At 33.4% G+C, this 15,081-nt stretch carries 14 protein-coding genes and 1 pseudogene; all 15 read left to right on the forward strand.

Annotated features, from left to right (window positions below; all coding sequences use genetic code 11):
* Positions 1-917 precede the first annotated feature (917 nt).
* The 15 genes and pseudogenes from NST34_RS10585 (at position 918) to NST34_RS10650 (ending at position 14,957) form a co-directional block, all read left to right on the forward strand.
* Entirely contained in the window at positions 918-1,085 is a 168-nt protein-coding gene (locus tag NST34_RS10585) for a hypothetical protein (protein WP_341127716.1), read from the forward strand.
* A 352-nt stretch (positions 1,086-1,437) separates the two neighbouring features.
* Positions 1,438-3,459, forward strand: a complete 2,022-nt coding sequence (locus NST34_RS10590) for a DEAD/DEAH box helicase (RefSeq protein ID WP_341127717.1) — start codon at positions 1,438-1,440, stop codon at positions 3,457-3,459.
* On the forward strand, positions 3,459-4,112 hold the full coding sequence (locus tag NST34_RS10595; RefSeq protein ID WP_341127718.1) for a DUF2290 domain-containing protein: 654 nt from the start codon (positions 3,459-3,461) through the stop codon (positions 4,110-4,112). Before NST34_RS10590 ends, NST34_RS10595 begins: the two co-directional genes overlap by 1 nt.
* Before the next feature lie 901 nt (positions 4,113-5,013).
* Positions 5,014-5,268, forward strand: coding sequence for a hypothetical protein (locus NST34_RS10600; protein WP_341127719.1), 255 nt, complete (start codon positions 5,014-5,016; stop codon positions 5,266-5,268).
* Positions 5,269-5,391: 123 nt separating this feature from the next.
* A complete protein-coding gene (locus NST34_RS10605) occupies positions 5,392-5,754 on the forward strand; it encodes a hypothetical protein (RefSeq protein WP_341127720.1) in 363 nt (120 codons plus the stop codon).
* Positions 5,755-6,591: 837 nt separating this feature from the next.
* Positions 6,592-6,900, forward strand: coding sequence for a hypothetical protein (locus tag NST34_RS10610; RefSeq protein WP_341127721.1), 309 nt, complete (start codon positions 6,592-6,594; stop codon positions 6,898-6,900).
* Between the two features lie 407 nt (positions 6,901-7,307).
* Positions 7,308-7,472: a hypothetical protein gene (locus NST34_RS10615; protein WP_341127722.1), complete on the forward strand. Its 165-nt coding sequence runs from the start codon at positions 7,308-7,310 to the stop codon at positions 7,470-7,472.
* Positions 7,473-7,499: 27 nt separating this feature from the next.
* Positions 7,500-7,649 (forward strand): annotated as a pseudogene (locus NST34_RS10620) (RNA polymerase subunit sigma-70); the annotation flags it as partial.
* A gap of 238 nt (positions 7,650-7,887) precedes the next feature.
* Positions 7,888-8,910, forward strand: a complete 1,023-nt coding sequence (locus NST34_RS10625) for a Kiwa anti-phage protein KwaB-like domain-containing protein (protein WP_341127723.1) — start codon at positions 7,888-7,890, stop codon at positions 8,908-8,910.
* A gap of 48 nt (positions 8,911-8,958) precedes the next feature.
* A complete protein-coding gene (locus NST34_RS10630; RefSeq protein ID WP_341127724.1) occupies positions 8,959-9,630 on the forward strand; it encodes a hypothetical protein in 672 nt (223 codons plus the stop codon).
* A gap of 583 nt (positions 9,631-10,213) precedes the next feature.
* The gene (locus tag NST34_RS10635; RefSeq protein WP_341127725.1) at positions 10,214-11,386 is read left to right on the forward strand and encodes a hypothetical protein; all 1,173 of its coding nucleotides are present in this window, start codon (positions 10,214-10,216) and stop codon (positions 11,384-11,386) included.
* The gene (locus NST34_RS10640) at positions 11,383-11,631 is read left to right on the forward strand and encodes a hypothetical protein (RefSeq protein ID WP_341127726.1); all 249 of its coding nucleotides are present in this window, start codon (positions 11,383-11,385) and stop codon (positions 11,629-11,631) included. The genes NST34_RS10635 and NST34_RS10640 overlap by 4 nt, the downstream gene beginning before the upstream one ends.
* A gap of 229 nt (positions 11,632-11,860) precedes the next feature.
* Positions 11,861-11,953: a transposase gene (locus tag NST34_RS32100; protein WP_445667689.1), complete on the forward strand. Its 93-nt coding sequence runs from the start codon at positions 11,861-11,863 to the stop codon at positions 11,951-11,953.
* 552 nt (positions 11,954-12,505) lie between these two features.
* Positions 12,506-14,134: an AAA family ATPase gene (locus NST34_RS10645; RefSeq protein ID WP_341127727.1), complete on the forward strand. Its 1,629-nt coding sequence runs from the start codon at positions 12,506-12,508 to the stop codon at positions 14,132-14,134.
* Positions 14,121-14,957, forward strand: a complete 837-nt coding sequence (locus NST34_RS10650) for an HNH endonuclease (RefSeq protein ID WP_341127728.1) — start codon at positions 14,121-14,123, stop codon at positions 14,955-14,957. The genes NST34_RS10645 and NST34_RS10650 overlap by 14 nt, the downstream gene beginning before the upstream one ends.
* Positions 14,958-15,081: the final 124 nt, after the last annotated feature.

A 15,081-nucleotide genomic window follows, 5' to 3' on the forward strand; every position in this document is an offset into this window, starting at 1 on the left:
TAATTAATTGGAATTGTAACAGAATTCATTGGACTAGAATTCCATAATTAATTAGAATTTGAATATTTATGCATAGATAATTATCTCAATAAATACACACAACAATAAGCCCAAACCATAAGAGGTTTGGGCTTATTGTTCAAAGAAAAGTATTAAAATGAAAAATAAAGTAACGAACTGGGCAAATAAAGTTGTAGACTGAGAGAATTGGAAGTGGTGTTGTCCAAAGAAAATAAAGTATTTGACTACCTGAAACTTCATTAAGCTCCCTCAATATGATTTAGTTTTCTCACTCAGGCTCATGAATTTGCAGGATTTCACCATACGTTTTGGTATACACTGAATTGGCACGTGCGCAGGCAATAAACTAGCGTTGCCGCTAAGATTATTTTCTACTAACCAGAACGGTATAGATACTATATTGATTCAATTTTTTCTATTTCATTTTCATCTTTTATTTAAAATCCATTTACCATATAATAACTTATTATGGTCATGAATAATGGGTATGAAAATGGAGGGGTTAGAACTGTAGGAGAGCTACTGTCCACCTGAAAGCTTTCCTAAGGAATGCTCGCTAATGAAACATAAGCAGTCTGCGGATATAATTAAAATCTGCGGTCACAACCGCTGAAAGCTAAATATTACTTCAGTGACGTTAAGCTCTAAGCTAGCATCTTAAGTTCAACTTAAATAGTTTTTGCATAATACTTCAAAAAAGGGAGATTGCTATATTGAGTTTGACTAGAGAATCCATTTATTTATCGCATGATTCTTTATTTCAAAAACAACTTATTGATTAGAATAAATATGGATGTTTACGTTGTTCAAGTATCCATAAATTGTGAATTACTGAGCGTGTATAATTAATTGCCCAGCCTGGAGAAAAACTCAATTCGCTCGGGATACATTGGTTTATGGCAAAACCGATGCAATATAAAGATAGTGAGGATGAGTCTAGTGTTGGAATTGAAGTGGAGTTACTTGGTAATACTCAAATAATTGATCAGATTCCAGCGAACTATATAATTAATCTTAAGAATTTTGGTTTAAGTTTAGATTCTCCTTATAGTTTTTCTGAATAACGATGGTAAAACGGTAGTGAATATAAAATTATTCAGGCACTTAGAATTCATGGGGCTGGTGGATACGATATCAATAGAGTAGACTTTTATAAAGTAGCAAGAGATTCATTTTGCTCCTCGGAAATCTGATTTTTCGTTCCCTATATAAATGAGGAATTTTAGTGGCTTTTAACTTTAAATTCGCTGTTGCTAATGTTATGTTAACTATCCTGAATATTGAAAGCTTAATTCTTTAATCCTGAAATTATAGCACCTGAAGCGAAGGGAGATTTAAAGGTGAATTTTTCATGAGTAAGAATGGTTGGAGGATTTAATGTGTGAATGTAAAGCAAGAAATGAGAGGAATGTTAATATGAATGAAAAAAATTCGAGAAAATATGGGAGTTTTGCTGATTTAAGTACAAGAACTGAGAAAAGTATTACTAAAGTAATTGAAAAATTAGATGAAAAACAAATAACTTACAATATTTATTATGGCTATCCAGTAATTGATGAAAAGCAGAATAAGGATTACGTAAAGGGAATTATTATTAGCGTGAAAGGAATCTTCGTTTTATTTGAAAATGAAAAAGAACAAGATAGATATGTATCCAGAGTTACTCAACTGCTCACACAAGATACCGATCTTTACAGTCTAATTAGAAAATTGAATTATATAGAGGAAATTAATCTTAATAATGCAGATGGAATTGTTGATATCTATGAAGCGAGTGAGAGTGTTTTCGATGATTCAATTATTGAGAAGGCAAATAGAGCTATACAAACCGCCTATGGATTATCTAAAATTGATGATCGGGAGGTGACTAGTCCAGACAGTCTGGGAACTAAATTGAAATCGAGAAATACATATATTGGAACATTTGATGAAGACCAATTTAATATGATACATGCGTATGACAACAATAACCTTAGAATCAGAGGTTTGGCTGGAAGTGGAAAAACAATTTTGTTGGTGAAAAAAATGGCGTACCTACATTATAAATATCCCGAAAAAAATTTGGTGTTTGTATTTTTCACAATATCTTTAAAGCAGTACATTTTTGAATTATTTAAGAAGTATTATAGAGACTACGATCGGTATGGAGATCCTAACATGAATAAAATAGAATTTTTACATGGTTGGGGGAGTGCAGGGAGAATGGGATTTTACTCCCATGTGTGCAGTAAAGTTGGATTTACACCTAAAAATTTTAATGACGCAATAGCTTCGAAAACTAAAGGGGAAGATGCTTTTGAATATGTTTGTAGAGATCTACATGAGTATATAGATGATAAAAAAATTGAGAGTAATTTTTATGATTATATTTTCATCGATGAAGCACAAGACTTTAAAATAGAGTTCTTTAAACTGGCTAGAAAAACTTTATCGTTAACCGGTAATCTGATCTATGCATACGATGAACTGCAATCTTTAAATGATGAGAGTTCTATGCCTAAAAAATCAGAAATATTTGGCGAGCAAGAATGTATTGATATCAATCTTACTAGAAGCTACAGAGCCCCATTAGAAATCCTTGTTACCGCACATGCTTTAGGACTAGGCATGTATAGAGAAGTTGAAAAAGATGAAATCCCATTTGTTAATATTCTAAGAGATACAGAAGTATGGAGTGACATCGGATATCACGTTATTGATGGACGTTTAGCATATGGAGAACACGTAGTTTTAGCTAGGTCAGAAAGTAAATTACCTAATGAGAAAATAATAACAACTATTGGATGTTATAATGAAGAGCAACAATATAGAGAGCTTTCAGACATCCTTATTAATTTAATGAAAAATGAAGATGTAATACCTGAAGATATACTAATAATTGATCTTTCGTATAAAATCGCAGATAATCATACAAAGTTTAGAACTATTTTTAATAGTAAAGCTCGTGCAGCAAATTTAATACTACCCGGTAGTGAACAGCTTGCTGCATCTATTAATTTAGTAAACAAAGATAACCCTACAAGAATGAAAATGAAGAACGCTATACCGTACACTACAATTTTTAGAGCAAAGGGAAATGAAGCGAATTTGATTTTTATTGTAAATGCTGATTCCCTAGAGATGATGAAGAGCATATCAAGGAATAAATTATTTACTGCTATGACTAGAGCGAGATATGCTGTTTGGTTAATGGGGATGGGACAAGTTAAGTCTTTTGAGAAAGAAATATTAGAAGTTGAAGCTAAAAACTTTACTTTAGATTTTACTTATCCGACTGAAGCAGAATTGGATAGAATAAAAACTTATGGAGAGCAGGAGACAGTTAATGAACGAAAAGTTAGCAATGTTGTTAACGATATCAGTTCTATCTCCAAAACAAATCCGGAACTAGCTAAAAAGTTATTATTGGATATGTTAAGCCAATTAGGTGATGAATAATGACAGATTATCAGATTGTAAAAAAACAAATTGAGCATTTGTATATAATACAAGAACATGTTCCGATAATTAATGCTGTGAATTGTTGGAATGTTAAGGGACGACAAATTGGGGAGAGGACAAATAAATTAACCCTTGAAAATTATCATGAAGTGTATAAGAAGATGTTAGAGGAGCAAGAATTTCATCTTCTCATAAATGATGAATCTGTTATATCCCTTTTTTATCTGTTTGATGAAAATGGTAAAGTTAGTCAACATAGCTTGTCATATATTCCTTCACTTGATATAGAAATCTATGCGTCTGATACATTGAGTTTAGAAAATCACATTTCAATTTCCAGAACTGCAAATAATTATATTAGAATTGATTATGATAAAACAGGTAAAAAAGATGTTGTACATACTGATGTACACATGCATTTTGGAATCTTCCATAAACAAAATCATATGTCGTCCTCTGAACTACGTATTCCTTTAGAAGGAATTTTGTTTCCTTACGAATTCATATATATTATTTTAAAATATTTGTATGATGTTGAAGATGAATTTCTAACAGCTTTATTTGAAGACAAATATATAAAATTTTCTTGTCTTGAGAAAAAAGAACAAGATAAATTGATTTTGTCTTTTGGTGAGAGGAATCTTGCATGAGAGGTTCTTAATGGGATTTTTTCTAACTATATTTTTACTTATGAAAAATCCTTGAAAATCCAAGGATTTTTTTTGAAAACATAAGTCATAATATAGAGGCAATTTGATGTGTTGAATTAGAACGAATTTGATTCTAATAACCTTTATCTTCTCTAAACAAAAAGTGTTAACGATATAAGTTTTTGAGAATGTGAAATTCTCATTTGTAAAGCTATTCTTTTGTAAATCCTGCGATAGTAGAAAACTAATCAATTAGTTAGTATAGACCATTATTTACCTAAATCAATATTTCCTTCTCTCGCTGTAGCACCTGTTAATCTTGTTCTGGTTTGTGACCAATGTAAAAGTGAAGCTGAATCAAGCTGCAGTTACCTATGAGAATAGCACACTTGGAGATCATTTGTTCTATTTTTAGAAATATTCGGTGAATGGATTAAGTGTTGTTAAATTAATTGGATTCATCATTCATGGGAAGATTAAATCACATTCAAATGATCAGGTGCGGAAACTTACAGACACGTATTTTTCAATTTTAGATCTCGAAAAATGTGTTCGGATACTAAGAATTGAACGACAAGTTAGAGAGGGATTTTACGTGACAGAAGTTTTAAAAATACTGAGATTTGTGAGAGAAAGACGTGGATTCTTATACAATTAGGAAAGTTGATACCAGATAAAGAAATTAACTTAAAGGACGGCAGAAAACGATACATGATTAGAATAGAGTTACAGAGAAACAATACAAAGTATGATGGAAGAGATATAGTGTGATTGATTAAGAAAATGCTAAAGGGTTTATTGATAACAAATAATAATATATGATTAAGAATTGACATTACAAATTATGATTAATATAAAAAAGAAGGGGATAGCATTCATGATTAACTCTACAAGTCAACATATGATGGAAAAACCCTATATTAAAGATGTTATTAGTGAACTTAAAATTTTGGGGTATGAGGAAATCTTAGCGAAAAAGATACTTATTAAATACTACAGACCATTGAAGAGGTCCTTGGGATTCGAGCTTAATGCTTACGATTTCGCTAAAGAATTAGATCTAATTGATAAGGCTAATCAACGAAAAATAGATCCTTCTGATCCTAACATGATATACATAGGTCATTTGAAGATCCGAATGAAATCAAACAATTAAAGGGGTATTACTAACGCAAGCTATCTGTGTGATAGTAGTTGAAAACTCAATACTACACCTAAATAAATTAGAGTTTAAAACTTTATTCTTAATGGCTCAGTATTATTAAAGAGGTGAGATAACGTGAGCTTTAATTTTTTTGATCACCGTGAAACGATTGCTAAAAACATAGTGTCATTTCTTCGGTTGAAAGGTTATTCTAAATTATCTTTATCCAAATTAACATATATCGATCGAACTACCATTGATCAGATCATCAAAGGTGAAGGTCTTAATTCTAAACAATACAATACACAAATCATAAAGATCAATAAAATATTTGATCTTCCAGAGGATTATTTCATAACCTCTCCAAGCTCTATAACCCCAACAATAATGAACGTTTACTCAGATCACGATGTTGATTCAGAGAAAAATGCAGAAGTTAAGGAATTACTGTGTGGTTTGAATAACATCCTTGACATTTATTCTCTGTATTTAAAGTAAATGGTCAGGCTAATCATATGCAGATCATTGTCTACTAAAGAACTATCGTAATAAATTTTAAAAAGATGATAATCACACATTAAAACTAAGTGTTAACCTCATCTTGACTTAATCCGGTCTTTTTGTATTGATTCAATTAGACTTGAAAGGGAAGAGAACTACATTAAAGGATACAGTGGTTAGGTTGAACGAACTGTGCGAATTGCAAACTGGTGATATTAAGCCAATAAATTAAGAAATCCTTGTATGCGCAAAAGGTGATAAAGAACATAAAGTTGAAAGCAAAATTTCGGATTTCTCACTTGTTATACTCTGTAGATATATTAAATTTCGCTATACCCCTCCCTTAAGGACACTAGCTACAATATTAATTGAATAATGTTTTCGTATTTTGGGCTTCGACCGTCATAGTCGGTCGAAGCCTTTTTATTTTAGTTGAACGCGACTTCCGTAAGATGTTCACACTAACCGAGGGAGGACTTACAGATTTCGCTAGGCAATTATTGTAGCGAATTCCTTCACTGGTGGTATTTCATTTAGCTAGCTGCATGAGATTGAGTTAAAGCTACAACCTTCTAAACTTTGTCTCTTGGAGACATGGACTCGGGGTTATAGCAATTATTATATGAGTGTTGTCAGGGAATAGTTGGATAATTGCATGCTATAATAATCGAAGCGTGCCGATTTTTAGGAGTATTTGTTGAGGGATTCAACGATATAAATAAGGCTCAACTTACACTGCTAAAAAATCGTGTAGCAAAAGAAAGTTTCTTTGGACAGAAATAGCAACATTGCTCACATATCAATAACTATTATTTCGAGAGGACGGATGCCTAGATGAATTTATGGGATAAAGAGCGCTGGAATAACCGATTCCGCTCCATATCTACGAAGATGATTGTGTCATATTCCATTCTGCTGATCGTCCCTTTAAGCACATTAGGTTACTTTGCATATGTTAAATCTTCCACGTCCATGGAAGCGGATATGAGAACACACTCCTCCAAAGTATTAGGCCAAACTGCGTTTTTGATGGATGAATACTTTGCTCATATTGAGAATTCAATACAGTTCGTATCCGTAAATCAAAATGTTATTGAAACTTTAAAAACTTCCAAGGGAACTCCGATTATACAAATTATTTAAATAAGCAACAAGTTATTCGTATGTTGGGTGATATCCAGGCACTAAATCCGGATATCTATAACATGATGATCTATAAAAGGAGTTCCATATGAGCTCGAATATCAGTGCCGTCAATTTGAGTTCACCTTTCTTACAGGAATTGTGGAAAGATAAGCTTGATGTGAAACAATTGAAAATCGCGTATTACGGCAATCATTTAACCAATTAATATTATCTCCCATACGTTCAAGAACGGATGTCGCTAAGTTATCCGACCCGAGATTTGAATGGTTTAAGCAGGTCTAACCTTGCCATATGTTTAGTGGATGTAGATTTCACCAAAATTAGGGACATTATAGAATCAATTAGTCGTTATTGATAACAGTAAAACTGACGGTGAAATTATTCTTGGAGCAGATAAAAGTGGAATGAAATATTATTCTGATGAATTGCCTGAATGGATACAAATCATTGATCGACAATACGGAACAGGGAGAAAACAAAAAATGAAATCAATTCGAATCGGAATCGATCAAAATTGGTTCACTTTTTTTACATCGTATCGTGTCCACAACCTCGCCATTGAGATCTAACGTTGAACAAAGGACTAGACTGGCCACTTTGCTACCCGTTGTATTGAAAACGAAATCCTGATGTACCTAAGATCTTTAAAGAAGACACGAAAAGATGTATCACTGCACGACCCGATAGGGAAAGACAAGGAAGGTAACGAAATTACACTCATCGATATCCTTTGCTCCGAAGCGGAGCATAATAGCCATACAGGCACGCCGCTAGCCTCCTATTCTTTTCAAGGTGATTATTAACCTGCAACCTTGGTTCGCAAAAAATCTGATGGGTGTTTGTTAAGAAGACCAAGTTGATGTGCGTTTTTCTTTAATATACCCAAAATATTCCACTCATACATCTATTCCATTTAACATATTTGGGCAGGAAAGGGAGGGAAACCTTTCCTTTTGTCGAAAGAGTTAAGTGGAGGGGATTTTAATGAATATTAATAATGTAAACAATCTGATTTTTAAATTGAGCTCTGTGAGCGATGATCAGATAGTTGATATAGACCTATCGTTTCATCTGGTTAGAAAGCAGAGTGAATCGGATTATTTATATCAATCGTTAGAGATTCCTCTAGCGCCAGAGGTAAAAAAATGGGTCCGGGGAAATATAGTTAAAACATTGAGAGAATTTAAGCACGTAGATGAAACAAATACAGAGATCTTTCTTGTTGGCGATTATAATCATGAGATAGCACCTAATGATAAGATCGCAAAGTTTCCTCTTAACCAACCCCTTATAGATAAAAAAGGAAAATTAATAGACGCTCTTAGTAACTCTGATCCTGAGTTTCCTGAAAAAACTGCTAATTTTCAAATCGTTAAATTAACTTTTGAAGAGAAGAGTGCATACTTTTGCTACTACCGTGGTACAAAGAAAAATAGTTCAAGAAAAAAGATGGTATTTAAGAATTCTAATCAATTTGTGTTTATAGATGATTCAATTATTGATGTAGGCGGGAACATCGACTTCTTTATAGTTGATGACTATATTTTTATAATAAATGTTAAAAACTTTGAGTATGCTTTTGACTACAGGGATCATATCAACGTCTTGCGTAACCAAAACTTAACGCAAATCATCTCAATGCCATTCTTTGATCATGAAGGGTCTAATAAGTCAATTTTTGAAGAGTCGTGCAAAAGATTTTTCTATTCAAGAAGTCTTGCTCAAATAAAACCTGAAACACTGAATGCTATACAAGCGAATTTTCAAGATAGATGTACTGAACTAGCCTATATCAAGGATAATGTTCCAACAGAGCAAGTAGAGAAAGAGAAGTATATGTTGAAGTACGGTACATTATGGGATCTTTTTGAGTATATTGATCTTGAAAATTATAAAATTGTTTTCTCAGAAGGGGCTTCCCCTAAGACGCTTTTACACTTTTTTGCAGATAAAATCGTAAGGTCTTTCCTAACCGAAGATTTCAAGGTTGCTAGTGCCTATGAATAGCCACATTCTAAAAAAGCTATGTGAGTGTCTTTGGGAGGGGAAGTACATATGGGGTTATGGAGAAAAAGAGAACAAGTAATTTTGTGGAGTACAGCTTATTTCCCGCTTCTTCTTATAATGGTGTATAGATTCGTTGATAGTAATGATTATTTCAAAAAAACAAAATGGGGTCTATGGCTTGGAAGGCAAGTAGATAAGACATTGTTTGACTTGATTGTCATTCTAGGGATTATTTCTTTCTCTTTATTAATTTATCGTTTAGTATCCAACTGGCTTTTTAGTGATTATGATAGACAGCTAAAGGATAAAGAGATCGGCAAAGACATCTCAATTAGAAAATATGAACGAATAAGTGTTAACGATTATTCATTTTTTCTTATGACGTTGTTACTGCCGCTAATTTCAATTGATCATGCTTCAGTTATTAATTTCACAGTGACCTTCCTTATTATCGTAATCATTATTATTATATATGTTAAAACAGATTACATAAGCGTTTGTCCAGTTTTCTTTATTTCAGGCCGTCATTTATTTAAAGCAACCATATCTGACCAAAGTAGAGCCAATGAGGCAATTAATCCATTATCACGGCAAAAGGTAATTATCATTACTCGAGATAAATCAATGAACCTAAACAATAAATTTAGGACGGAAAAATTAATAAACAATATTTATTACGTGTCGAACACCAGTAATAACCCAAGCACAGAAGGGAATTAGGAGATTTTTTTACGACAGTTAGATTTTTTTATGGTGCAAGATAATATGGAACACTAAGTTTTAGTTCAATAAGTTACTTGGACGTTGATTGTATATTATGCATGAACGCTGTATAAACCACAAACGCGTTTTTTCTCGCTTGAAATGAAATATTAGAGGTGGCCTAACATACGAATCTTTATCTTCTCATTTAAAATGAAAACTCACAGTGAACGTGAGTCTTGCATCATTAAGTATATCATTAAGTATGTAGAAGAACTCTCCAGATTAACCAAGAGTTTAATGGAGGTGAAGAGAGACCTCCCGCTAAAATGATTGAACGCCTTGAAACTAATCAAAGTTTTTATTCTTTTTGTTATGATGAACCTTATGGTGAAATTTCTGAATTGTATGAAGAAGCCGCTCGAAGAATATGAGTAGCCGTTTTAATAATTTCTTGACTAGAAAAAAGCCTTAAAGCTCGTGGTGTGAAAAGCACTAAGGTACTTACGGGTAGGAACAATAGTGCTGAAATTAAAACGTATCAACAATGCAATTTTGTATATATCGACAGGGATACAGGCGAGAGGAGATTCGATCCGGAGTGATAATACCTGAACAATATGATGTAAAAGGAAGAATTCGCTGGTTTACGATCCGCGGGTTAAAGGGGTCGATTCAGCTCAGCGTGACGTATACAGAAGACCCCAACGGTGAACGAGAATACCAGGTTGATAAAATCAATACTGGCGCGGGTTGGACAAAGAAATGTCCCAAAATGCCTGACATCTTAATGAGGCACATCGGCGAAAACTATATTGGAACTTTAAATGGAACTCGATTGAAATGGCTGAAATGGGTTTATCACAGCAATGAGTCTAAGCAAACATCAGCTCCGCTAGTACCCGCCTTAAACAAACCGAAAGACCTTCTTCAAGGAACTACATTTTCCCTCAAGGTGGAGATCGGTGATCGCGTGGATGTCGTAGCTGCTTTCGGTGGCAGTTTCCACTTTGAAGCGAAAACACATGGGCTTCAGTCGCGGCAGTGTTTTTCCATGCCTGATTACAAGCTTAGCGGGAACTTATGGCTAGGGTTAGGTCCAACTGGTACACGAGCGGCTAAAGAAAATGGCATTACCTATTCCATTCAATCCCCAAAATACAACCACTTTATCCTTAACATTACCGGCAGAACTATTGATGGGAAAACGACATCTCTCTCTACACCTCCAATTGAGTTTCAATGTAATGACCAGAAGGAGTTTAATTTTGACATACTGGGTCACATGATAAAGAACGATGTCCTGCAGTTCTCAGGCAGTAAGACATCCAAGCATGTAGCCAGAGATATTGAACTGCTTGGTTGGGATGAAGAACTCGATGGTCAATCCACCCATACGTATCGCAAGGATCAGGTCAAACTCCGTCAGTCGTTGCTTGCGGGTCGAACGCATGCCCCTTGCGTCATTTGTGGGGAGACATTCCCGAATGAATTCCTTTGGGCAGCCCATCTAAAAAAGCGAACTGCCTGTAAGGATGAAGAAAAGCGCGATCATGAGAATATTGCCAGATTAATGTGCAAATTCGGATGTGATGATTTGTACGAGAAAGGATTTTTGAGCGTTGTAGAAGGGGAAATCCGATTGTTGAAAAAATCGGGTAGCGCGATCGTCGATAAGAAATTACAGCTGCTAGAGGGACGTATCTGTACCGCTTGGAATCCAAAGACGAGTTCTTATTTCACATGGCATTATGATTATTTCCGCGACTTATGACAAGTGATCTGTTTGAATATACAGTAACGGGTAACGAGAGCAAAAGTGCCTGTCTGCCTACTTATGATGAGAATGGGGTTAAATATTTGAATGGTGAGTTTGTATGGAGAATTTTTGTTGCAGAAAGTAGAGAACGATTCCCCGACTTTTATCCAATCGCTCTTCACGAGGTACATGAGAAAGCGATTGAAGAAGGATTTCCAAATGATATGAACTACCAGTTGCTAAAGCTTCCGTTGAATTAGAACTTTGTGGCAAACATCGTGGCGTCAAATTGCTGGCAACCGTTGATTATGAAATAGGCAAGATCGTAGGCAGGAAACTGAGCAGTATACTGCAGAAACTTTTCTAAACTTTTTTAAAAAAGTCATGCAGGACTACCGATAGGCAAAATCGCAATGGTTTTAGACAATTCGCGAATCCACCATGGAGCGAATACACCCTGCAAAGCTGCTAATATCGCTGCTCATGGAGATGAAAGATTTACAGAAACTGGTTTTCCTGCCTCCTTACAGTCCTCAATTGAATGTGGCTGAAGGTTTTTGGAAATGGCTAAATTGGATGTGATTAATAATGTCTTCTACCACATTCGCAGTTACTAAATATAAACGAAAAAAATGTAGAATATTCTGGTCTAATCAGATTTAAATTGATTATTATAAAAAATAATTCTTTATGTTGCCGAAGACAATGTTCAGCGGATTTTGTTTTAAATCAGTTGTTAAATATACATGAAAATACTCGAAGATTACTTGTCAAAAGTTGTGCTGAACAATACTTTTCAAAAGATATTTGGGATAATAATGAATCTAGTATTTAAAAAACTAAATTTATACAATATAATTTAAAAGACTTGATTTAAATCTTATTGTGACAATTAATAAACAAAATTAGCGGTGATCTGCTTTACAACAGAATAAGCAAATACCTCAATTCCTAAAAAGATGAGCATCGCGAATATATTGCGCTTGCTCATCTTTTATTTTATGTGTACATACTTAACCCAAAATTATAAAGACCATGAAAATTACATAAATCCTAAAAGATTACTCTGTGGCTACCTGTTATAATGAAGCTATAAAATGAATTTTTTATTTTATAAGGTTTGGGTGGGATTATATGAAATTTATAAGAGTAAGTAGTTTGCCTGCGGAAATGGATGAAGATACGATTTATTTGGAGTATTCGTATTGGGACGATTATGGATTTTGTACGACTTTTACAGCACACTATAAATATGAGCAATTAGGTATTGTTAAAATTGGTTGTAAATCATTGCAAAGTAAAGTATCGATGGGAAGTTCGTCAAATAATTACGCATCCTATTCAGTACAAGAACTAATACCATTGGATAATGAATTTTATAATTTACCAAAGGATTTTTTTTCGTTAGGACAGGATGTAAGCTACTACAAAAATATTAATCACTATTTCCCTGAAGAAAAGATTAATTACTTAACTTCTATGAAAGATTTATCCTTTAATTTTAGCGGATTCAAAGAACTTTATGATTATGGTGAAGCTTGTTTACTTAATTCACTAATGAGAAATTTGCATGTTTCTAATGTAGAGCAATTTCACCGTATAGCGACTGGAGGATCAGAATTAACTCCTTATAATTTTTCATTTGAATATATGAATGAACATATTGAAATAGATGTATTTCCTGACGCTGCACTACCGAGTAATATTCATGTATTAATTGGGAGAAATGGAGTTGGAAAGACTTGGCTACTGCACAATATGGTGTTTTCATTGCTGAAAAACAGTGGTGTAAATTTTGATGTCGATAAATCAGAAAAGTATTCTATAAGTGAGGACTTCCTCATTAATTGCCGTAAGGATAGTTTTGCTGGGATTATTGGTCTTTCGTTTAGTGTTTTCGATGATGCTCTTTCTATTGAAATAAATAAAGAAAAATCAGAAGAATCTGGATTAACGCAAAAACAAATCGATGATTTCAAGAAAAAATATAGATATATAGGTTTAGTTGATAAAAATCAGAAAAACGGAAAAATTAAAACTAAATCTATCGATGAACTATCAGTCGAATTTATAGAAACTCTTAAAAAAATAAAAGGAAATAGAAGTAAAATAGATTTATATATGGAAACATGTTCGTTTTTAAATGCTGATCCCATGTTTAAGGAGAACGGATTTATAGAAATCCTTAATCAATATTTTTCATCCCGTAAATCCCTCCCACGCCAACGCAATCAAAATGATATTGATCCTTTATCGGGAATTGAGAAATCTTTTAAACGATTAAGTTCAGGTCATATGATAATTATTCTATCCTTAACATTACTTGCTGAGTCAATTTTTGAAAAAACTATTGTATTAATAGACGAACCAGAAACACATTTGCACCCACCGCTACTTTCTACATACATAAGAGCTTTGTCGCATTTATTAATCAAGAGAAATGCAGTTGCAATCATTGCAACACATTCACCAATTATTTTACAAGAAGTACCACGGAGTTGTGTGAATAAAATCAACAGAACTGGAAGGAAAATGAGTTTCAATAGGATAGAAACACAAACATTCGCAACAAGCGTAGATACCTTGACTAGAGAGGTGTTTGGGCTTGAGGTTGTTAAAACAGGGTTTTATCAACTGATTGAAGAGAAGTTAGGTAGAAATTTCGATTCCACTTATCGGAAATTCGATAATGAAGTAGGCTTTTTGGGGCAACTACTAATTCAAAGTCTTTTAAAGAAGAGAGAGTCTGATGAGGAAAATTGATAAGCCTACTGTTATACAAGAAGAAATTTGTAACTGTTTTCGAGGTTTTGCATATAAAGATAGAGTTTTAGAGAAATCGCAGGAATATGATGATGATTTCCTACAAGTAGCTGTGTTTTTGCAACAAGAGGCTTTTTTTATTAATCAAAATAATAATTATAATAGCCATATGGTTAGTATTTATGACAATAGACTTTCTAAGAAAAATTCTCCGTCTTACAAGTATTATGAACAAATTAAAGGTAAAATTAAATGTCCATATTGTAATTTTCCTTCGAGAGATGCAATTGAATTGGATCATTATCTACCTAAATCTCATTTTCCTACGTTTGCTGTAACGGCAAATAATCTTGTTCCAATTTGTGTGGAATGTAATCAAATTAAAGATAACTACTACAGTATCGATATATCAAAAATGTTGATTCACCCCTATTATGATCTGGAAATAGAGCGAGTAGTTGAATTTTTAAAATGTAGGATTTTCGAAGATCTACACATTGGATTTGAGTTCTTTATAGAAAGATTACCTGGCTGGTCTAATGATTTTTTTGAACGAGTAAAGTATCATTTCAGTAAACTCGAAGTAGATAAATTATATCAAGGTGATTTTGTAGCTGAATTTAATGTGAAAATTCAAGAAATGAAACTATTTTTCGCTGAAACCGGTGATATTCAAGATGTCAAAAAGAGTTTACAACGAAGAATAGATGCACTACGTATAGAAAAAATTCGTCCATGGGAATATGTGGGTCTCATCAGCATCTTAGAGAATAACTGGTTTTTCGACATATATTTCCCCTACATTTGCTCTGGTAATGTATAGATTTTTAAATAAGAAATATCTATTACCTGTTTAAATAAATGAGGAGTATAAATTATACGAAAAAATTATCTGTATAGTTGCATAAACCGCATCAATATACGCTTAGGGCATCAATTTTTAAAGA

Source organism: Paenibacillus sp. FSL H7-0714, assembly GCF_038003765.1.
In the GTDB taxonomy this organism is placed as follows: Bacteria; Bacillota; Bacilli; order Paenibacillales; family Paenibacillaceae; genus Paenibacillus_AQ.